General features: G+C 56.9%; 21 protein-coding genes. 15 read left to right on the top strand and 6 right to left on the bottom strand.

What is annotated here, in order from left to right; all coding sequences use genetic code 11:
- Positions 1–100 precede the first annotated feature (100 nt).
- Genes rplC through rpsQ form a run of 10 tightly spaced genes read left to right on the top strand, consistent with a single transcriptional unit; the run spans position 101 to position 4,823 of the window.
- Positions 101–775 (top strand): 50S ribosomal protein L3, encoded by a 675-nt coding sequence (rplC, locus tag ACDI13_RS10065; RefSeq protein WP_003803046.1) that lies wholly within the window; start codon positions 101–103, stop codon positions 773–775.
- Between the two features lie 3 nt (positions 776–778).
- Positions 779–1,399: a 50S ribosomal protein L4 gene (gene rplD, locus ACDI13_RS10060; RefSeq protein WP_316990714.1), complete on the top strand. Its 621-nt coding sequence runs from the start codon at positions 779–781 to the stop codon at positions 1,397–1,399.
- Positions 1,396–1,692, top strand: coding sequence for a 50S ribosomal protein L23 (rplW, locus tag ACDI13_RS10055; RefSeq protein WP_003803043.1), 297 nt, complete (start codon positions 1,396–1,398; stop codon positions 1,690–1,692). The genes rplD and rplW overlap by 4 nt, the downstream gene beginning before the upstream one ends.
- A gap of 1 nt (position 1,693) precedes the next feature.
- Positions 1,694–2,521 carry a 50S ribosomal protein L2 gene (gene rplB, locus ACDI13_RS10050; protein ID WP_316990715.1) on the top strand — a complete coding sequence of 276 codons (828 nt, stop codon included), beginning with the start codon at positions 1,694–1,696 and terminating at the stop codon, positions 2,519–2,521.
- Positions 2,522–2,533: 12 nt separating this feature from the next.
- The gene (rpsS, locus tag ACDI13_RS10045; RefSeq protein ID WP_003803039.1) at positions 2,534–2,809 is read left to right on the top strand and encodes a 30S ribosomal protein S19; all 276 of its coding nucleotides are present in this window, start codon (positions 2,534–2,536) and stop codon (positions 2,807–2,809) included.
- Positions 2,810–2,812: 3 nt separating this feature from the next.
- Positions 2,813–3,142 (top strand): 50S ribosomal protein L22, encoded by a 330-nt coding sequence (gene rplV, locus ACDI13_RS10040; RefSeq protein WP_009462426.1) that lies wholly within the window; start codon positions 2,813–2,815, stop codon positions 3,140–3,142.
- A gap of 9 nt (positions 3,143–3,151) precedes the next feature.
- The gene (gene rpsC / locus ACDI13_RS10035; RefSeq protein ID WP_003803035.1) at positions 3,152–3,925 is read left to right on the top strand and encodes a 30S ribosomal protein S3; all 774 of its coding nucleotides are present in this window, start codon (positions 3,152–3,154) and stop codon (positions 3,923–3,925) included.
- A gap of 3 nt (positions 3,926–3,928) precedes the next feature.
- Entirely contained in the window at positions 3,929–4,345 is a 417-nt protein-coding gene (gene rplP, locus ACDI13_RS10030; RefSeq protein ID WP_003803033.1) for a 50S ribosomal protein L16, read from the top strand.
- Between the two features lie 9 nt (positions 4,346–4,354).
- Positions 4,355–4,546, top strand: a complete 192-nt coding sequence (gene rpmC, locus ACDI13_RS10025) for a 50S ribosomal protein L29 (RefSeq protein ID WP_003803032.1) — start codon at positions 4,355–4,357, stop codon at positions 4,544–4,546.
- 1 nt (position 4,547) lies between these two features.
- Complete coding sequence (rpsQ, locus tag ACDI13_RS10020; protein WP_003803027.1) at positions 4,548–4,823, top strand: 30S ribosomal protein S17; 276 nt, start codon at positions 4,548–4,550, stop codon at positions 4,821–4,823.
- A 305-nt stretch (positions 4,824–5,128) separates the two neighbouring features.
- On the opposite strand, the gene ACDI13_RS10015 is transcribed toward rpsQ, so the two are convergent.
- On the bottom strand, positions 5,129–6,097 hold the full coding sequence (locus tag ACDI13_RS10015) for an AraC family transcriptional regulator (RefSeq protein WP_316990716.1): 969 nt from the start codon (positions 6,095–6,097) through the stop codon (positions 5,129–5,131).
- Between the two features lie 129 nt (positions 6,098–6,226).
- Between ACDI13_RS10015 and ACDI13_RS10010 the strand changes: the two genes are divergently transcribed.
- The 5 genes from ACDI13_RS10010 to ACDI13_RS09990 all read left to right on the top strand — a co-directional run bounded on the left by ACDI13_RS10010 (position 6,227) and on the right by ACDI13_RS09990 (position 10,703).
- Positions 6,227–6,787, top strand: coding sequence for a carboxymuconolactone decarboxylase family protein (locus ACDI13_RS10010; protein WP_316990717.1), 561 nt, complete (start codon positions 6,227–6,229; stop codon positions 6,785–6,787).
- On the top strand, positions 6,772–7,863 hold the full coding sequence (locus tag ACDI13_RS10005; protein WP_316990718.1) for an acyl-CoA dehydrogenase family protein: 1,092 nt from the start codon (positions 6,772–6,774) through the stop codon (positions 7,861–7,863). Before ACDI13_RS10010 ends, ACDI13_RS10005 begins: the two co-directional genes overlap by 16 nt.
- A complete protein-coding gene (locus tag ACDI13_RS10000) occupies positions 7,860–8,669 on the top strand; it encodes an ATP-binding cassette domain-containing protein (RefSeq protein WP_316990719.1) in 810 nt (269 codons plus the stop codon). Before ACDI13_RS10005 ends, ACDI13_RS10000 begins: the two co-directional genes overlap by 4 nt.
- A gap of 10 nt (positions 8,670–8,679) precedes the next feature.
- Entirely contained in the window at positions 8,680–9,876 is a 1,197-nt protein-coding gene (locus tag ACDI13_RS09995) for an ABC transporter substrate-binding protein (RefSeq protein WP_316990720.1), read from the top strand.
- A 77-nt stretch (positions 9,877–9,953) separates the two neighbouring features.
- Positions 9,954–10,703: an ABC transporter permease gene (locus ACDI13_RS09990; RefSeq protein ID WP_316990741.1), complete on the top strand. Its 750-nt coding sequence runs from the start codon at positions 9,954–9,956 to the stop codon at positions 10,701–10,703.
- A gap of 250 nt (positions 10,704–10,953) precedes the next feature.
- On the opposite strand, the gene cysG is transcribed toward ACDI13_RS09990, so the two are convergent.
- The 5 genes from cysG to ACDI13_RS09965 form a co-directional block, all read right to left on the bottom strand.
- Positions 10,954–12,408: a siroheme synthase CysG gene (gene cysG / locus ACDI13_RS09985; RefSeq protein WP_316990721.1), complete on the bottom strand. Its 1,455-nt coding sequence runs from the start codon at positions 12,406–12,408 to the stop codon at positions 10,954–10,956.
- Position 12,409: 1 nt separating this feature from the next.
- Entirely contained in the window at positions 12,410–14,119 is a 1,710-nt protein-coding gene (gene cysI, locus ACDI13_RS09980; protein WP_316990722.1) for an assimilatory sulfite reductase (NADPH) hemoprotein subunit, read from the bottom strand.
- Between the two features lie 11 nt (positions 14,120–14,130).
- The gene (locus tag ACDI13_RS09975) at positions 14,131–15,963 is read right to left on the bottom strand and encodes an assimilatory sulfite reductase (NADPH) flavoprotein subunit (RefSeq protein ID WP_316990723.1); all 1,833 of its coding nucleotides are present in this window, start codon (positions 15,961–15,963) and stop codon (positions 14,131–14,133) included.
- Between the two features lie 154 nt (positions 15,964–16,117).
- Entirely contained in the window at positions 16,118–17,782 is a 1,665-nt protein-coding gene (locus tag ACDI13_RS09970) for an AMP-binding protein (protein ID WP_316990724.1), read from the bottom strand.
- 23 nt (positions 17,783–17,805) lie between these two features.
- Positions 17,806–18,378, bottom strand: a complete 573-nt coding sequence (locus ACDI13_RS09965; RefSeq protein ID WP_316990725.1) for a chalcone isomerase family protein — start codon at positions 18,376–18,378, stop codon at positions 17,806–17,808.
- Between the last annotated feature and the right edge of the window lie 8 nt (positions 18,379–18,386).

Below are 18,386 nucleotides of genomic sequence, written 5' to 3'. Positions count from 1 at the left end.
TACTAGCTTAGCCAAAAAGTTTTGGCTATGGTCGTCGCGCAAATCATTGCGTGTACTCTCAGTTAGCCCTGACCAATCGTAGTCAGGAATGGAGAAAACGATGTCGAACTCGACACCTACGCCTGCCGCGTGGCGGCTGGGCCTTGTTGGGCGTAAAGTTGGCATGACCCGTGTGTTTACAGAGGAAGGCGAGTCCATCCCTGTGACCGTGCTGGACGTGTCCAACAACCGCATCACCCAGGTCAAGACGCCCGCAGTTGACGGTTACGCCGCTGTACAGGTTGCCTTTGGCACCCGTCGTGCAACACGCGTTACCAAGCCCCAGGCAGGGCACTATGCAAAAGCTGGCGTTGAAGCTGGCAGCATCCTGAAAGAATTCCGCCTCGACCCCGCTGCTATCGCCGAGCTTTCCGCCGGTTCCGTAGTGGCTGTGGAAAGCATTTTCGAAGCGGGTCAGAAGGTTGACGTTACGGGCACCACGATCGGTAAAGGCTTTGCCGGTACCATCAAACGCCACAATTTTGGCGGCCAGCGTAACAGCCACGGTAACTCGCGCTCGCACCGCGTACCCGGTTCCATTGGTCAAGCCCAGGATCCAGGCCGTGTGTTCAAAGGTAAAAAAATGTCGGGCCATATGGGTGACGTTACCCGTACGGTTCAGAATCTTGACGTGATCCGCGTCGACGCCGAGCGTGGCTTGTTGCTGGTCCGGGGCGCTGTCCCAGGTCACAAGAATGCCAATATCGTTGTGCGCCCTGCTGTGAAAGGAGCCTAATCCATGGAACTGAAGCTCCTGAACGAACAAGGCCAAGCTGCAGCCACATTGCAGGCCAACGAAACCGTTTTCGGTCGTGAATTCAACGAAGCTCTGGTTCACCAGATCGTTGTTGCATACCAAGCCAATGCTCGCAGCGGTAACAGCAAGCAATTGACTCGTGCCGAAGTCAACCACAGCACCAAGAAGCCATGGCGCCAGAAAGGCACCGGCCGCGCTCGTGCTGGTATGACATCCTCGCCCGTGTGGCGTGGAGGCGGTCGTGCATTCCCCAACACCGGTGAAGAAAACTACGCACACAAGGTCAACAAGAAGATGTACCGCGCCGGTATCAGCGCGATTCTGTCTCAGTTGGTCCGTGACGAGCGTCTGTTGGTTGTTGATTCCTTCACTCTGGAAGCACCCAAGACCCGTCTGGCAGCCAACAAGCTGAAAGACCTGGGCCTGGAATCCGTGCTGATCATCACCGACGCGTTGGACGAGAACGTGTACCTGGCTACGCGTAACCTGCCTCACGTTGCTGTGGTTGAACCACGCTACGCCGACCCGCTGTCCCTGATCCACTACAAAAAAGTGTTGGTCACCAAAGCGGCTGTCGCTCAGTTTGAGGAGATGTTGGGATGAACGCCGAACGTCTATTGCAAGTCATTCTGGCTCCTGTCGTGACTGAAAAAGCCACGTACGTTGCCGAAAAAAATCAGCAAATCGCTTTCCGCGTCGCTCCTGATGCGACCAAGCCTGAAATCAAAGCTGCCATTGAACTGCTGTTCAAGGTAGAAGTTGAGTCGGTGCAGGTGCTCAATCAGAAGGGCAAAGAAAAGCGCTTTGGCCGTTTCATGGGTCGCCGCCGCAGTGTGCGCAAGGCATATGTCTCGCTCAAGCCCGGTCAGGAACTCGACTTTTCTGAGGTGAACTAATATGGCATTGGTAAAAGTAAAACCAACGTCGCCAGGTCGCCGTGGCATGATCAAAGTAGTTCACCCTGAACTGCACAAAGGCGCTCCTTACGCGGCTTTGCTGGAAAAGAAATCCAGCAGTGCTGGCCGTAACAACAACGGTCACATCACGGTTCGTCACCGTGGCGGCGGTCACAAGCAGCACTACCGTATTGTCGACTTCCGTCGCAACAAAGACGGTATTCCTGCGAAAGTAGAACGTCTGGAATACGACCCTAACCGCAGTGCTCACATCGCATTGGTGTGTTACGCAGACGGCGAACGTCGTTACATCATCGCCCCTCGTGGTCTGGAAGTGGGTGCAACAGTTGTCTCTGGCGCGGAAGCTCCTATCCGTTCCGGCAACACTTTGCCCATCCGCAACATTCCTGTGGGTCAAACCATTCACTGCATCGAGATGATGCCGGGTAAGGGTGCTCAGATCGCTCGTTCCGCTGGTGGTTCCGCTGTGTTGCTGGCTCGTGAAGGCACGTACGCTCAAGTGCGTCTGCGTTCCGGTGAAGTTCGCCGCATTCACATCGACTGCCGCGCCACGATTGGCGAAGTCAGCAACCACGATCACAGCCTGCGTCAAATCGGTAAAGCCGGTGCTGTTCGCTGGCGTGGTATTCGTCCTACCGTTCGCGGTGTGGCGATGAACCCAGTCGATCACCCCCACGGTGGTGGTGAAGGTCGTACGGGTGAAGGCCGTGAGCCAGTCAGCCCATGGGGTACGCCTGCCAAGGGCTACCGCACCCGTCGTAACAAGCGCACAGACAACATGATTGTTTCGCGCCGTAAGCGCAAGTAAGGGGCGAACACTATGTCACGTTCGATTAAAAAAGGCCCATTCGTTGATGCTCACCTGATCAAAAAGGTTGACGCAGCCGTTGTGGGTAACGACAAGCGACCAATCAAAACCTGGTCGCGCCGCTCTACCATCCTGCCCGAGTTCATTGGGCTGACGATTGCCGTTCACAATGGCCGTCAACACATTCCCGTTTACATCAACGAGAACATGGTTGGCCACAAGCTCGGCGAGTTCGCTTTGACCCGTACTTTCAAGGGTCACGCTGCGGACAAAAAGGCCCGGAGATAAGTGATGGAAACTACAGCAATTATTCGTGGAGTCCATATTTCGGCGCAAAAAGCACGTCTGGTTGCGGACATGGTCCGCGGCAAGTCCGTCGCTCACGCTCTGAATACGCTGACTTTCACTCCCAAGAAAGCCGCTGGCATCATCAAGAAAGCTCTGGAATCGGCGATTGCCAACGCTGAGCACAATGACGGCGCCGACATCGACGAACTGAAAGTCACCTCCATTTACGTGGACAAGGCTCAGTCGTTGAAGCGTTTTTCTGCACGAGCCAAAGGCCGCGGTAACCGTATTGAGAAGCAGACTTGCCACATTGTGGTCAAAGTCGGCGCTTAAGGAGTCACAATGGGACAGAAAATCCACCCAATTGGGTTCCGCCTGGCTGTTAACCGTAACTGGAGCTCGCGTTGGTACGCTGACGGTGCTGAGTTCGGTACGATGTTGGCTGACGACATCCGTGTGCGCGAATACCTGAAACGCAAGCTGAAAAGCGCGTCCGTTGGCCGTGTGGTCATCGAACGTCCTGCCAAGAATGCTCGTATCACTATTTACTCGGCTCGTCCTGGTGTAGTGATCGGCAAGCGTGGCGAGGATATCGAAAGCCTGAAGGCTGACCTGCAGCGCCTGTTGGGCGTGCCCGTGCACGTTAACATCGAAGAAATTCGCAAACCTGAAACCGACGCTCAACTGATCGCCGACTCCATTGCTCAGCAATTGGAAAAGCGCATCATGTTCCGTCGTGCGATGAAGCGTTCCATGCAAAACGCCATGCGTCTGGGTGCCCAAGGCATCAAGATCATGAGCTCGGGTCGCTTGAACGGCATCGAAATCGCTCGTACCGAATGGTACCGCGAAGGCCGTGTGCCTCTGCACACCCTGCGCGCTAACATCGATTACGGTACTTCCGAAGCGCACACGACGTACGGGATCATCGGTATCAAGGTCTGGGTCTACAAGGGCGACATGCTGCCTAACGGCGAAATGCCTGTTGACACCGTAGCCCCTGAAGAGCGCCGCCCACGTCGTCCACGTGGTGACCGCCCTGAAAACCGCCGTCCAGGTGGTCGTGGCCGCGGTCCTCGTAAAGACGCTGCTCCTGCTGCGTCCGAAGGAGAATAAAACATGCTGCAACCTTCTCGCAGAAAGTACCGCAAAGAGCACAAAGGCCGTAACACCGGTCTGGCAACTCGCGGTGCGCAAGTTTCGTTTGGCGAATTTGGTCTGAAAGCCACTGACCGTGGCCGTCTGACTGCTCGCCAGATCGAAGCAGCACGTCGTGCAATTAACCGTCACATCAAACGTGGTGGCCGCATCTGGATCCGTATCTTCCCCGATAAGCCAATTTCGCAGAAACCTGCCGAAGTTCGTATGGGTAACGGTAAGGGTAATCCAGAGTTCTGGGTCGCTGAGATTCAACCAGGCAAGGTCCTGTACGAAATGGAAGGTGTTAGCGAAGAGCTGGCACGCGAAGCATTCCGTCTGGCCGCTGCCAAGCTGCCTATCTCGACGACGTTCGTAACGCGTCAGATCGGTGCTTAAGGAGACGTCATGAAAGCCAGCGAACTCCGTACCAAAGATGCCGCCGAGCTCCAAAAAGAGCTCGAGAGCCTGTTGAAAGCACAATTTAACCTGCGCATGCAGCGTGCTACTCAACAGCTTTCCAACACCAGCCAATTGGGCAAAGTACGTCGCGACATCGCGCGCGTCCGTACTGTCATGGCTGAGACCGCAGGAAAGTAAGATGAGCGAAACTCAAACTACCGAAAAACGTCAACGTACCCTGATTGGTCAAGTTGTCAGCAACAAGATGGACAAAACTGTCGTCGTTCTGGTTGAACGCCGCGTTAAACATCCTTTGTATGGCAAGATCATCGTGCGCTCCAATAAATACAAAGCGCATGACGAGACCAACCAGTACAACGAAGGCGATACCGTTGAGATTTCCGAAGGCCGTCCTATCAGCCGCAGCAAGTCCTGGACTGTTGTGCGTCTGATCGAAGCAGCCCGCGTGATCTAAACGCTTGCTCAGATGTCAGGCTTCGGCCTGGCTCTGGTAGGTCAAAAAACCCCGATCTATTTACAGATCGGGGTTTTTTTATGTCCGCTTGTTTATCGACGGGCACTGGAACAGAAGAGTGATCGTATGGTGTGCCTGTTGCCAGCCTGAAGGTTGGAATTAGCGTTTGATTCCGAGTGGCCTGTGGGTTTTATGGCATCTTGCACAGGACATCGGCTATTCCTTATGGCTCGGGCCATTGACCTGCATGGATGATTGGGCTGAAAACAGAGGCTGGTTGCAGTCGTAAGCTGCATACTGGCGACTTAGCCACGTGTTTCCTGTTTGCGCCACTGAGCCGGGCTGACACCCACACTGCGCCTGAAAGCAGCACTGAAGGCGGCGGCGGAGCTATAACCGATACGCTCGGCAATCTGTTCCATGGTCAGCCCTTGTTCCAACTGACGTTTGGCCAACTGCATGCGTAGTTGCAATAGGACCTGAGCCGGTGCCATCCCGCACAGCAAGGTAAAGCGGCGGTGAAAAGCAGCGCGCGACATGTTCAGATAGGCAGCCATATCATCAACCGACCAGGCTTTGGCAGGCTCACGCAGTAGTTGCTCGATCAAGCCTCCAAACGCAGAATCGCTGGCCAGATGAATCAAGCCGGCAGGCAGGGCTCCGTCGGGCGGTGTCTGTCCGATTTGCTGACGTAAGGTATAGAACAACAACAGCTCCACCAGCTTCTCCAGCAGGCTGGAATTCGCTTGTGGCTGACGTCGCATCTCGGCCTGAATCAAGTCCAGTAAGGGACGTCCCGAATCGGCATCCGCCTGAGCACCATCAATCAATAAAACATCCGGCACGGTTGCCAGCAGCAATTCGCTCAAGCCGCGGCCCAGATCCAGAAATCCGCACAGCAAACCTGTGCTTTGCGGTACCTGGGGCTCCAGGTTCTGCATGGTTTGCCGCCGCATTGACACATTCCAGTCTGGCGGCGTGGGTGAAGAACTTAGGCGATGGGGCACATCCCGCAAGAAGAACACCGCGTCACCCGCCTGCAAGGCCCAAGCGTCCTGATGCTGAATATGCAGCCAGCACGGCCCATGCAAGACCACATGAAAGCCTGCCCGTTGATGCCCATGCAGGCTGCTTTCCCATTGGTTGCAGTACTGGCCCAAGTGAAACAGGCTGGCCGAGATCTCCAGCCCGGACAAGAGCAGTTCCTCCACAGGGTGTCCGGTGTCTTTGGAGTCGACAGCACAATGGCTGTCAGGAAGGGCAGAGTCGCTCATGCAAAAAATATGCTTATTTCTTTTCGTGGATATTTTTAATATGAATACCGCTATGTTCGCACATGGAGATAAGGCGTCAGTCAATCGACAATAAAACCTTCTCGGATTAACTAAGGAATTGTCGCCATCATGACCCGCTTAACTTTGCATACTGTGGACTCCGCACCAGAGGCGGTCAAACCAGCCCTTGAAAAAGCGGTGCGTGGTAGCGGCTTTTTGTCCAATTTGCTGGCTATTTTGGCCAATGCACCCGTTGCCCTGCAAGCCTATCAGGATATGTCCGCCCTGAACGCCACCGCCAGCCTGTCGCTGGTCGAGCGCGAGGTGGTGCAACTGGTTGCCGGCACCACTCACGGTTGCCGCTTCTGCGTGGCTGGTCACACTGCCATTGCGACCCATAAAGCCAAGCTGGACCCGGAAATCCTGGCTGCCTTGCGTGCGCGTGGCTTTGATCAGATCAACGACGAGCGCCTGCAAGCATTGGCTTTGTTCAGTCGCGCCGTGATCGATACCCGTGGTCAGGTATCCGACCAAGCCCTGGCTGATTTCCGTGCTGCCGGTTATGGCGACCAGCAGGCTTTGGAAGTGATTACCGGCATCGGCTTGGCGACGATCTGCAACTTTGCCAATAATCTGGCCCGTACGCCGCTCAATAGCCAGCTGGAGGCCTACGCATGGGAAACCCCTTAAAATGCGCTGAGCAGCCTGTGCTGGCCTCAGAGCGCCCTGTTTTGTCGCCCGGCTTGGCTCAGTGGCTGGAAGAGCACGCCCTGTCGCTGGATAGCGATGCCTCCCAGGCGCAGGCCTTGCTGCCTCGCCTGGCGCAAGACGGTTTGTTGAGCCTGGGCTTGAAAGCAGATTTTTCCGACTTTGGCGATGCCGTTCAATCCATCGTGGAAGTGGCTGAGCATTCGCTAGCAGCGGGTTTTGTCCTGTGGAGCCAGCGCACCTTTATTGAATACCTGCGTGACGTGCAGGACTCCGCCATGCGCGAGCGTTATCTACCCGGTTTGCTGGACGGCAGTATTGCCGGTGCGACGGGCCTGTCCAATGCCATCAAGTTTTTGGGTGGCATTGAAGAGTTGCAAGTGCGTGCTCAGCCCGAACAAGGGCAATGGCAGTTTGAAGGCCGCCTGCCCTGGATTACCAATCTGCGCCCCGGCAACTGCCTGGTCGCCATTGTGGCCGCCATGCCCGAGAATCAGGCTGGTATTTGGGTGGCAGAACTGGGTGATCCAGGATTGGAGCGTTCGGCAGACCTGGATCTGGTCGGACTACGTGGCAGCAATACCGCCGCCTTGACGTTCAATGCCGTGCGTCTGGGACAGGAGCGCTTGCTGCATCCCGATGCAGGCCACTTTGTGCGCACGGTACGCCCCCGTTTCATGGCGCTGCAATGCGGCATGACCATGGGCCTGGCGCGCCGTTCCTTGAAACAAGTGCTGGATGCGCCCCGCTGCCAATGGGTACAGGAACAGCCCGCTCGCCGTTTGCTGGATCGTGTACAGGAGTTGTCGGATGTGCTGGTTGATGCCGTACGTAAGCCTGGCTCGGCCACGCCGCCTGACCTGTTCAAAGTGCGTATCGAGCTAAGCAGTCTGGCGTCGCAGGCTGTGGCCTTGGAAAGCTCTGCAATTGGCGGGGCAACCTATATGCAGGGCAAGCATCCGCAACTGTTGCGCCGTTATCGTGAAGCCATGCTGGTGCCTTTGATCTCGCCCACGGTGGCGCAACTGAAAGCCGAACTTGGGCAGGATGCCGTATGAGTTCCGCCGCCCCCTCGCATACCGATTCTGAAGGGGCCGGGCTCTTGTCCGCACGGGGGATCAGTCTGGCCTACGGTGGCCAGACGATCTTGCAGAACCTGGACTTGAACGTGCGCGCGGGCGAGATCGTGGCGTTGCTGGGGCCCAGCGGGGTGGGCAAGTCCTCCTTGTTGCGGGTTCTGGCTGGTTTGCAAGCGCCTACTCAGGGCGAGGTGTCCTTTCTGGGGCAGGCCGTGCGTGGAGTTCATCCCGCTTTGGCCATGGCGTTTCAGGAAGCCATTCTCTTGCCGTGGCTGAACGTGCAGGCCAATACCGGCTTTGGCCTGGGCTTTGCGCGCCAACCTTCCGTATCGGCTGCAGAGCGCCGCCAGCGCGTTGAACAGGCGCTGCGTCAGGTCGGCCTCTATGAAAACCGCCATCAGCGTCCTGGCGCCTTGTCGGGCGGGATGGCACAGCGTGTTGCCATTGCGCGTTGTCTGGCTCGTCGTCCGCAGGTCTTGTTGATGGATGAGCCTTTTGGTGCGCTGGACGAAGTCACCCGTCGGCAGATGCAGGAGCTGATTCTGTCGATACGCGACCAGACTGGCTGCGCCATTGTGCTGGTCACTCACGATATTGATGAAGCCCTCTTGCTGGCGGACCGCGCCCTGCTTCTAGGTGGCCGTCCTGCCGGCTTGCAGCGTGAATGGAGCTGCCCGGCACATCCCCGATCTCATCTGGATAACTGGCTTCAGGCCATACGCCTGGAAATTGTGGCCAGCCTGGAGCAAAGCCTCGCCCAGGCGGTTCACGCTTCTGTTTTGTAAGGTGCACTTCATGATTGAATCTCCTACGTCCCGTACCCGTCGCGACCTGTTGAAACTGGCGTCCTTGTTGACGGTAGCGGGCGCTGCACCCTTGCTGGCCCAAGGGGCAGCCCGTGCACAAAGCGAGTCGAATGCGCCTTTGCGTATCGGCTATTTGCCGATTACCGATGCCACCGCCATGTTGGTCGCGCATCACAATGGATACTTTGAAGAAGCAGGCATTGCGGTGGAAAAGCCTGTGATGGTGCGCAGCTGGGCGCAACTGGTTGAGGCCTTTATCTCCGGTCAGGTCAATTTGGTGCATTTGCTCTCGCCCATGACGGTGTGGGCACGCTACGGCAGCAAAGTACCTGCAAAAGTGGTGGCCTGGAATCACATGAGTGGCTCCGCCATCACGGTGGCGCAGAACATCAGCTCGGCCGAGCAACTGGGCGGGCAGACAGTGGCGATTCCTTTCTGGTACTCGATTCACAATGTGGTGTTGCAGCATGTGCTCAAAGCACATGGCCTGACGCCAGTCGTGAAACACGCCGGTGCGCTGGCACCCAATGAGGTCAATCTGGTGGTGATGGCCCCTGCCGATATGCCTCCGGCCTTGGCTTCGGGTCGAATTGCCGGTTTTACTGTGGCTGAACCTTTCAATGCCTTGGCAGAAACTCAAGGTATGGGCCGCATCCTGCGCTTTACCGGCGACGTTTGGCGCGATCATGCCTGTTGCGTAGCCTTCATGCACGAGCAGGATTTGCAGACTCGACCCCAATGGTCGCAAGGCGTGGTGGATGGCCTGGTCAAGGCACAGATCTGGATACGCAGTAACCGTGCTGAGGCGGCCAAAATTCTGTCGCGCGAAGGGGGTAACCGTTATACCCCGCATACTCAGGAAAATCTGTTGAAAGTGCTGTCCCCGGACCCGGCAGATCGTGCGCAATATGTGAAGTCTGGCGTGATTCGTCATCCGGACTGGGACGACCAGCGTATCGATTTTCAACCTTATCCCTTCCCCAGCTACACCGAGTCTTTGGTGCAAATGCTGCAAGGGACCTTGATCCAGGGCGAACGTGGCTTTCTGGAAGGGCTGTCTCCTGAGCACGTAGCCAGTGATCTGGTGGATGACCGCTTTGTCCGTGCCGCGTTGGAAAAGCAGGGTGGTCTGGCGCAGTTTGGCTTGTCCGAGCAATACAGCCGCAACGAGAGCATTGTTGTATGAGTTTGAGTGTGTCTGCTTCTTCTTCGCCATTGGCGCAGTCCGATCCGCGATCGGCTGCGTCTTTGCGACGTCCAAAATTGAATGCCTGGATTGCCAGCACCCTGTGGGGTCTGGGCGGTTTGTTGACGGGAGTCGTGCTGTGGTACCTGGCCACGGCCTGGTCCAGCAGCGCTTTAATGCAGCAATTCGGTCCTGCAGCCGCGTTTCATAGCTTGCTGGACATACTGGGCTGGTCAGAGACCTGGATGCATGTAGGCGCCAGCTTGCAGCGTATTGTTGTGGGCTTGGCCATTTCATTGGGTGTCGGCGTGCCGGCTGGTTTGCTGCTGGGTTTGTCAGCCCGAGCCCACGCCGCATTGACTCCCTTGTTCCAGTTCTTGCGCATGATCTCGCCCTTGTCCTGGATGCCCATTGCTGTCATGGCCTTCGGGATTGGGGATGCACCGATTTATTTTCTGCTGGGTGTGGCTGGTGTCTGGCCTGTCTTGCTGAATACGGCTTCGGGTGTACGTCATTTGAATCCGCGTTGGCTGATGCTGGGGCGCAGTCTGGCAGCCACCAAGATGGAAACGCTTGTGTATTTGATTCTGCCCGGCATTGTCGGCTCGGTACTGACGGGTAGCCGACTGGCCATCGGTGTCTTGTGGATTGTGCTGGTGCCCTGCGAAATGCTGGGTGTGTCAGCCGGTTTGGGTTACCTGATTCTGGATACGCGTGATCGCATGGCGTATTCCGAGTTGATGGCCGTGATTGTCCTGATTGGTCTGATTGGCTATCTGCTGGATAGTGCGTTGCGAGCCATGTTTGCGGCTTTTGGACAGCGTTAAAAACATACGCTTGCCCTTCGACTTCAAGGGGGGAAGCAGTTGACTGCTCAGTGCTTTCAGGAAGTGCAGGGTAGCGAAAATGAGCACGGAACCCGCCGTTTCACACTTTTGCTGCATCGCTTGGGTGGTGTGCGTGTTTGGCGGTTGTTGCAGAAACACCGGAATACCGACTGGAAAGGCCCTCAACAAGACATGTTGAGGGCCTTTTTATGTTCATCTTGGTGCCGCTATTACTCTGGGGACGGCGGGTTCAGGCTGCGACTAGCGTACTATCCGCATCCTGCTCAATCGCCATACGTGGGCTTAGCTGATCGATCAACTCGCCATACCAGGACAAGGTAGCGCCCAAGGTCGCCACCTGACCAATCACCAAAATGCAGGGGCTGGCAAACTGATATTGCTGGGCATCCTGGGCAATATTTTCCAGTGTGGACAACAAGGTGCGCTGTTCGGGGCGTGAGCCGTTTTCAATCAAGGCGCAGGGCGTAGCGGCACTGCGGCCACGCTGTACCAGCTCATGGCTAAACCCCAGAATTTGCTGCAGGCCCATGTACACAGCTACCGTCTGGCTGGTATCGAGTAGCGGGTTCCAATCCTCGATACCGTGACCACTTTTACGATGTGCCGTCACAAACTGTACGGACTGGGCGTGATCGCGGTGTGTCAGAGGAATGCCGCTATAAGCCGCACAGGCAAGGGCAGCCGTGATGCCGGGCACCACTTCAAAGGCGACACCGTGCTCGGCCAGATATTCCAGCTCTTCACCGCCCCGGCCAAAGATAAAGCCATCGCCGCCTTTCAGGCGCACCACAGTTTGGCCGGCGCGGGCATGTTCAATCATGAGCTGATGAATACGGTTCTGAGTTTGATGATGGTCTTCGCCCAACTGCTTACCGACAAAAATGCGGTGCGCATCGCGACGGGCTAGTTCCATCACCTGATCGGATACCAGCCTATCGTACAGAATCACATCAGCACGGTTCAGTGCGCGCAAGGCATGCAGCGTCAGCAGACCTGGATCGCCTGGGCCGGCGCCCACCAGAATCACACGGCCTTGTGTGGCGCGAGGCGATTCCGGCTGTTGCAGCGCGCTTTCCAGACTAAGGCGTGCCTGTTCATTTTGATGGCTACGTAGTGCCGCCCCCACCGGGCCATCCAGCAGCCAGTCGTAGAAACGGCGGCGCGCACCCAGCTCGGGGCGAGCGCGCCGAATGGCGCTGCGGTATTCCTGCGCCAGACGGCTGATCGCACCCAGGCTGTGGTCCAACATGGTTTCCAATTGCTCCCGTACTCGCCGTGCCAACATGGGAGCTGACCCCGCTGAGGAAATCGCAATAATCAGCGGAGAACGATCCACAATGGCCGGCACCTGAAAACTGGACAATTCGGGGTCGTCCACTACATTGACCAGAATGCGTGCTTCTTGTGCATCCTGGGCAATGACCTGATTCACGTTCCGCTTGTCAGTAGCGGCAATAATCAGCCAGGCCCCTTGCAGATGCTGGGCCTGATAGCACTGCCGAATCAGGGTGATGCGCCCTTGGTTCGCCAGCTCTTGCAGACTGTCCACCACATAGGGGGCGATCAATGTGACCTGGGCACCCGCAGCCAGGACCAGACGCACTTTGCGCTCGGCGATTTCTCCACCACCGATCACTAGTACGGCGCGCTGCTTCAAGTTGGCGAATAAAGGAAAGAGGTTCATATCAGGCTGGTTGTAAAACCAAAGGAATCAATCGGCTTGAAGGTTCGGCAACCACGCCAGCGCGAACCAGGAAATCACCAAAATGTTCGCCCTTCAGACGCTCGGCAGCGAAGCGGCCAAACAGCTCGTCCAGAATGCTCAGAATTTCAGGTTCATCAATATTCTGGCGGTAGATGACGTTCAGGCGTTCGCCGCTGAAGTTCGCACCCAAACGTAGGTCATAGCGACCCAGGGCACGGCCCACCAGGGCAATCTCACCCAGGTACGGACGGGCGCAGCCGTTGGGGCAGCCGGAGATACGCAGCACAATGCGCTCGTCACGCAACTGGTACTTGTCCAGCAGAGTTTCCAGCTTGGGCAGCAAGATGGGGGCGTAGCGTTCACTCTCGGCCATGGCCAGGCCGCAGGTTGGCAGAGAGACACAGGCAATCGTGCTGCTGCGTATGCCGCTTTGTGTCTGGTACACATCCAGCTTGTGGTCGGCAACCAGCTTGTCGATCTTGGCCTTATTCGCTTCAGGTACATCAGCAATGATCAGGTTCTGGTTGCAGGTCAGGCGGAACTGTCCTTGGTGAATCTTGGCAATTTCACGCATACCCGTCAGCCAGGGGCCGACTTCGGTATCCATGATGCGGCCCGAATCGATACGCAGGCTCAGGTGCCAGCGGCCATTGCTGCCCTGGGTCCAACCGAAGCGGTCGCCATTGTGGTCAAAGTGATAGGGGCGCGACGGCTCCAGTGTTTGACCACTGCGGTTTTGGACCTCTTCCAGGAACCAGTCGGCACCCAGCTTATCCACGGTGTATTTCAGACGGGCATGACGGCGCTCGTCGCGGTTGCCGTGGTCTCGTTGTGTGGTGATAACGGCTTCGCAAACAGCCAGCAATTGCTCGGGGCGGACAAAGCCGATTACGCTGCCCAGTCGCGGGTAGGTGGTGTCGTCGCCATGTGTGGCACCCATGCCGCCGCCAATGGCGACGTTAAAGCCCAGCAACTGATTGTTTTCAATAATTGCGATCAGGCCGATGTCCTGCGCAAACACGTCCACATCATTCAAGGGAGGCACGGCAATGCCGATCTTGAATTTGCGGGGCAGGTAAGTCTTGCCGTAAATCGGTTCAAAGTCTTCGCCATCAATCGCGTCTTCGACTTTTTTGCCGTCCAGCCAGATTTCGGCATAGGCGCGAGTTTTGGGCAGGAAGGTTTCGGAAATCTTGTCAGCCCACTCTTGGACCAGACCGTGCTGTTCGGACAGCAAGGGGTTGGTGGCGCTGACCACCTGGCGGTTCACGTCGCCGCAAGTGGCCAATGTCGTGGACATGGCCTTGTTGATGGCTTGCAGGGTGGGCTTTAAAAAGGGCTTGCGCACGCCGTGCCACTGAAAGGTCTGGCGGGTGGTAATGCGCAGGCCAAACTGGGCCCAGTCACAGGCGATCTGGTCAAAGGCCAGCCACTGGGCGGGCGTGACTACGCCGCCGGGCAAGCGGGCACGAATCATGAAGCTGAACGCCGGTTCCAGCTTTTGTTTGCGACGCTCTTCGCGCTGGTCGCGGTCGTCTTGCTGATAGCTGCCGTGAAACTTCAGCAGCTTGTTGTCGTCTTCGCTGATGGCGCCGGTAATCGGGTCAGCCAGACCCTCGGTAATGCCACCGCGCAGATAGCGGCTATCAATTTTTACCTGCTCGATAGCGGCGATTTTCTTTGTTGTCATGTCCTTGCTTCTCAGTAAACGTCGCGGGCGTAGCGGCCCTGCGCCGAGAGTTCCTCCAACCAGCTGCGAGCCTGGTCTGCGTCCAATCCACCTTCCTGGCGGGCAATTTCTTGCAGGGTCTGGTGTACGTCCCTGGCCATCTGCTTGGCATCACCGCACACATAAATGTGGGCGCCGCCCTGAACCCAGGCATAGACCTCGGCTGCTTTTTCCAGCAAGCGGTGCTGGACGTAAACCTTGTTTTCCTGATCGCGCGAGAACGCCAGGTCCAGGTGCTGTAACTGGCCGTCCTGCAAGGCGCGTTGCCATTCGGTCTGGTAGAGAAAATCGGAGTGAAAGTGCGGGTTACCAAAGAACAGCCAATTACGGCCTTCACCACCCTGAACGCTGCGTTCCTGCACAAAGGCACGGAAGGGGGCGACGCCGGTGCCGGGACCAATCATGATCACGTCGCGGTTGGTATCTTCAGGCAGGCGGAAGCGAGTATTGGGGTCGATAAAGACGGGAACCGTATCGCCTTCACTGAGGCGGGCCAGATAGTCGGAAGCCACGCCCCAACGATCCTGCTCGTTGAACTGGTAGCGCACATTAGCCACAGTCAGATGCACTTCTTCGTCCACCTCGGACTGGCTGGAGGCAATGGAGTACATGCGGGGTGCTAGAGGGCGCAGGGCTTGCACCAACTCGGTGGCGCTCCAGGTGGCGGGGAAGCGTTCCAGTACGTCCAGCACTTGATGGGTTTTCAGCAACTCTTGCAGGGTACTCAAACCATCTGGGCCCACAGCCGTTTGCAGCACGGTATCGTTGTTGCGCTTGGCCAGTTCCACCAGGAAAGGCTTGGTCAGTTGTGTCAGCTCACGGTAGTGGCTCAGCCACGCTTGCAGCGTATGCGACTTGTCCTGAAGGGTGACGGTCTCTTGCGGGTCCAGCCTTAAGGTCTGGATAACGGCTTGGACCAGCTTGGCGTTTTGCGTAGGCCAAACACCCAATGCATCACCGGGTTGGTAGTTCAGGCCACTGCCTTCCAGCGACAACTCGTAGTGATAGATATCGCGGGTGCTGTTGCGGCCCGTAATGCTTTGGCTTTGCAGCACGGTGGCTTGGAATGGATTGTCGCGGGTGAAGTTGCTGCGATTCTGGGTTTCCAGCACCGTCACATTGCTGGATTGGGCGGCAGGAACGGTTGACGCGGCGTGGGCCTGGTGATCCGTTTCCAGAAAACCAAAGGCTCTGTCCTGCCAGGGGGCGGCAACCGTATCAATATCCAGATCGGCCAGGCCTGCGTCCAGAATGCGTTGCGCACCCAGAGCCAGCAGACGTTGATCGATCTTTTCCGCGATCCCACAGAACAGGGGGTAGCTGGAATCACCCAAGCCCAGCACACCGAATTTCAGCTCGGGCAGCTTGGGAGCACGGGCACCGGACAGAAACTCGAAAAACGCGATAGAGTCGTCTGGCGGGTCGCCTTCACCCTGGGTGCTGATAATGATGTACAGCAGACGCTCTTCTTTCAGCTCGCGCGTGGGGTAACGGTCGGCGCGCAGCAGGCGCACGGGGATACCGGCGGCTTCGCAGCGTTGGGCAAAGGCTTCGGCGACGCGTTGGGCATTGCCTGTCTGACTGCCAAACACAATGGTGGCGGGTCGTTGGGCGGGTGCAGCGGCGGCGGGCACCAAAGACAGTTCAGGGGAAGCAGGCGCTTGAGCGGGAAGGCCGGTGTGGCGTACTTGCGCGACACCTGCGAGATAGCCGGATAGCCAGTTCAGGGAAAGCGGATCGAGCTCGTCGGTAATGTGGGCAATCGCGGTGCGATTGGCCTCTGAGAGGCGGGACAGGGCGTGCATTCTGACACTCGCTTATATCAATAGTTTGTCCCATTCTAAAGAGCGGTATCAGGGCGACGAACGATCCGATTCTTATTTGTTTATGAATACGTCGGTTAATGAAAAAGGGGCATAAGCCCCTTTCATCCTGGTCTAAGCGTGTGCACCAGACATGCTATGGACGCAGCTCCCGACGCAGGATTTTGCCCACGTTGGTACGCGGTAAATCGTCGCGGAATTCGACACTGCGTGGGGCCTTGTAGCCGGTCAGGTTCTTGCGGCAGAAGGCGATCACGTCTTGTTCCGTCAAATCGGGATTCCGGCTGATGACATACAGTTTGACGACCTCACCTGCTTTTTCATCGGGAACACCGACGGCAGCGGCCTCGACAATATCCGGATGCTGAGCGGCCACGGCTTCGACTTCATTGGGATAGACGTTAAAGCCCGAGACCAGAATCATGTCCTTTTTGCGATCCAGCAGGAAGACATAGCCTTGCTCGTCCATATAGCCGATATCACCCGTGCGTAAAAAGCCATCGCGATCAAAAACCTTGGCGGTTTCATCAGGGCGCTGCCAGTAACCCGGAGTGACTTGCGGGCCACGAATGCACAACTCGCCCGTCTCGCCCAGGGGCAAATCGTTCTGGTCTTCGTCGCGTATGCGTATGTCGGTAGATGGAATGGGCAGACCAATGGAGCCGGTGAACTCTTGTTTATCCAGTGGATTGATGGTCGCGGCGGGGGAGGTTTCAGTCAGGCCATACGCTTGGGCCAAAGGTTTGCCCGTGGCTTGCAGCCAACGCTGGGCGACCACTTCCTGCACTGCCATGCCGCCGCCCAGTGTAAAGCGCAGGGAGGAGAAATCCAGCTTGCGGAACTCGGCATTGTTCAACATGGCATTGAACAGGGTGTTCACCCCGGTAATGGCGGTAAACCGTATTTTGGACATGTCCTTGATCATGGCTGGAATGTCGCGAGCATTGATGATCAGCAGGTTCTCTGCGCCCAGACGCAGAAACACCAGCAGGTTCGCGGTGAAGGCGAAGATATGGTAGAGCGGCAAAGCAGTGACAATGCAGTCAATCTGGCCTTCTTTCAGATTGGGGCGAATCCAGGCCAGCGCCTGGCTCAGGTTGGAGACCAGATTGCCGTGGGTCAGGATGGCCCCTTTGGCCACGCCTGTGGTACCCCCCGTGTATTGCAGGCAGGCAATGTCATCGTGAGTCAGTGTGACGGGGGCGGGTACGCGGCCACGACCTTGGGCCAGTACCGTCTTGAACGAGACGGAGGTAGGCAAAGACCAGGCAGGTACTCCTTTTTTAATGTGGCGCACCACCTGATTGACCAGCCAGCCCTTGAAGCCGCCCAAGCAATCGCCCACGCTGGTCACAATGATTCGCTTGATAGGTGTTTCGTGTAAAACCTCTTGCAGCACGTGAGCAAAATTTTCCGCAATGATGATGGTTTCAGCGCCGCTGTCTTGCAACTGGTGACGCAGCTCACGGGCGGTATACAGCGGGTTGGTATTGATAATCGTGGCCCCGCTGCGCAATACCCCATACAGGCTGATGGGGTATTGCAGCATATTGGGCATCATCAGGGCGACGCGGTCGCCTTTTTTCACACCTTGACTTTGCAGCCAACTGGCCAGGGCCAAGGCATTGTCCGACAGTTCGCGGTAGCTCATGCGTTTGCCCATGCTGATATAGGCCGTGCGCTGCGCGAACTCGGTACAACTTTGTTCAAATACATCCAGCAAGGACGAGTACTGCTGGGCCTGATCTTCGATAGTGGCAGGAATACCAGTGGGGTAGTTTTGCAGCCAGACTTTATCCATGAATCGCTCCAGGGCGAGTAGGTTCAAGACAATCCCAGCAGGGCCTTTTTGAGCGATTCTTGGGCAGGTTTCTTGCCTAGCCAGATTTTCAACAAAGCAGGGGAGAGATCAGGGTGAGAGAGCTGCCCCAAAACCTTGTCGTTAAACAGAATCGTGACCTGGGGGGCATTCATGTTCAGTATGACGATGTCGCCTTCTTTGGCTTGGCCAACCTGTCGCATCAAGTCTTCAAATTGCGTGATCACGGCGGCCAATTCCTGCTTTTCAGGATCCGTCAGGTTGCTGTGAATACCGTCTTTCAGGGCATCGATCAGGGTTTGGGCATCCAGGTCGCGTTTGAGAACCATCCGTACTTGATGTGGGCCGGGAGCCTGAATCAGGGCGTCGGCATCCTGGGAAGGAGACGCGGTATAAAGGGCTGCAACGTACACATCAAAAACAATTTTCTTACGCAGACCTGCCCCATTCAGTTTCAGGCTTTGCTGCTGAACGGTAACCATGTCTGGCACGGTGACAGTGGCAACAGTAGCGGCCTGAGCGGCGGTTAACCCTAGGGACAGACTTAAAATCAGGGCGGCACAGCGGGGGGTAAACATGAAGCGGT

This window comes from Alcaligenes faecalis (assembly GCF_041521385.1).
GTDB classification, from domain to species: Bacteria; Pseudomonadota; Gammaproteobacteria; order Burkholderiales; family Burkholderiaceae_B; genus Alcaligenes; species Alcaligenes faecalis_E.
This window is presented reverse-complemented; position numbering and strand designations above follow the sequence as displayed.

What these genes read in the sequence shown, in the direction of transcription:
- rplC (WP_003803046.1), top strand. Translation starts at nt 101, where the DNA reads ATGTCGAACTCGACACCTACGCCTGCCGCGTGGCGGCTGGGCCTTGTT.
- rplD (WP_316990714.1), top strand. Translation starts at nt 779, where the DNA reads ATGGAACTGAAGCTCCTGAACGAACAAGGCCAAGCTGCAGCCACATTG.
- rplW (WP_003803043.1), top strand. Translation starts at nt 1,396, where the DNA reads ATGAACGCCGAACGTCTATTGCAAGTCATTCTGGCTCCTGTCGTGACT.
- rplB (WP_316990715.1), top strand. Translation starts at nt 1,694, where the DNA reads ATGGCATTGGTAAAAGTAAAACCAACGTCGCCAGGTCGCCGTGGCATG.
- rpsS (WP_003803039.1), top strand. Translation starts at nt 2,534, where the DNA reads ATGTCACGTTCGATTAAAAAAGGCCCATTCGTTGATGCTCACCTGATC.
- rplV (WP_009462426.1), top strand. Translation starts at nt 2,813, where the DNA reads ATGGAAACTACAGCAATTATTCGTGGAGTCCATATTTCGGCGCAAAAA.
- rpsC (WP_003803035.1), top strand. Translation starts at nt 3,152, where the DNA reads ATGGGACAGAAAATCCACCCAATTGGGTTCCGCCTGGCTGTTAACCGT.
- rplP (WP_003803033.1), top strand. Translation starts at nt 3,929, where the DNA reads ATGCTGCAACCTTCTCGCAGAAAGTACCGCAAAGAGCACAAAGGCCGT.
- rpmC (WP_003803032.1), top strand. Translation starts at nt 4,355, where the DNA reads ATGAAAGCCAGCGAACTCCGTACCAAAGATGCCGCCGAGCTCCAAAAA.
- rpsQ (WP_003803027.1), top strand. Translation starts at nt 4,548, where the DNA reads ATGAGCGAAACTCAAACTACCGAAAAACGTCAACGTACCCTGATTGGT.
- ACDI13_RS10015 (WP_316990716.1), bottom strand. Translation starts at nt 6,097, where the DNA reads ATGAGCGACTCTGCCCTTCCTGACAGCCATTGTGCTGTCGACTCCAAA.
- ACDI13_RS10010 (WP_316990717.1), top strand. Translation starts at nt 6,227, where the DNA reads ATGACCCGCTTAACTTTGCATACTGTGGACTCCGCACCAGAGGCGGTC.
- ACDI13_RS10005 (WP_316990718.1), top strand. Translation starts at nt 6,772, where the DNA reads ATGGGAAACCCCTTAAAATGCGCTGAGCAGCCTGTGCTGGCCTCAGAG.
- ACDI13_RS10000 (WP_316990719.1), top strand. Translation starts at nt 7,860, where the DNA reads ATGAGTTCCGCCGCCCCCTCGCATACCGATTCTGAAGGGGCCGGGCTC.
- ACDI13_RS09995 (WP_316990720.1), top strand. Translation starts at nt 8,680, where the DNA reads ATGATTGAATCTCCTACGTCCCGTACCCGTCGCGACCTGTTGAAACTG.
- cysG (WP_316990721.1), bottom strand. Translation starts at nt 12,408, where the DNA reads ATGAACCTCTTTCCTTTATTCGCCAACTTGAAGCAGCGCGCCGTACTA.
- cysI (WP_316990722.1), bottom strand. Translation starts at nt 14,119, where the DNA reads ATGACAACAAAGAAAATCGCCGCTATCGAGCAGGTAAAAATTGATAGC.
- ACDI13_RS09975 (WP_316990723.1), bottom strand. Translation starts at nt 15,963, where the DNA reads ATGCACGCCCTGTCCCGCCTCTCAGAGGCCAATCGCACCGCGATTGCC.
- ACDI13_RS09970 (WP_316990724.1), bottom strand. Translation starts at nt 17,782, where the DNA reads ATGGATAAAGTCTGGCTGCAAAACTACCCCACTGGTATTCCTGCCACT.
- ACDI13_RS09965 (WP_316990725.1), bottom strand. Translation starts at nt 18,378, where the DNA reads ATGTTTACCCCCCGCTGTGCCGCCCTGATTTTAAGTCTGTCCCTAGGG.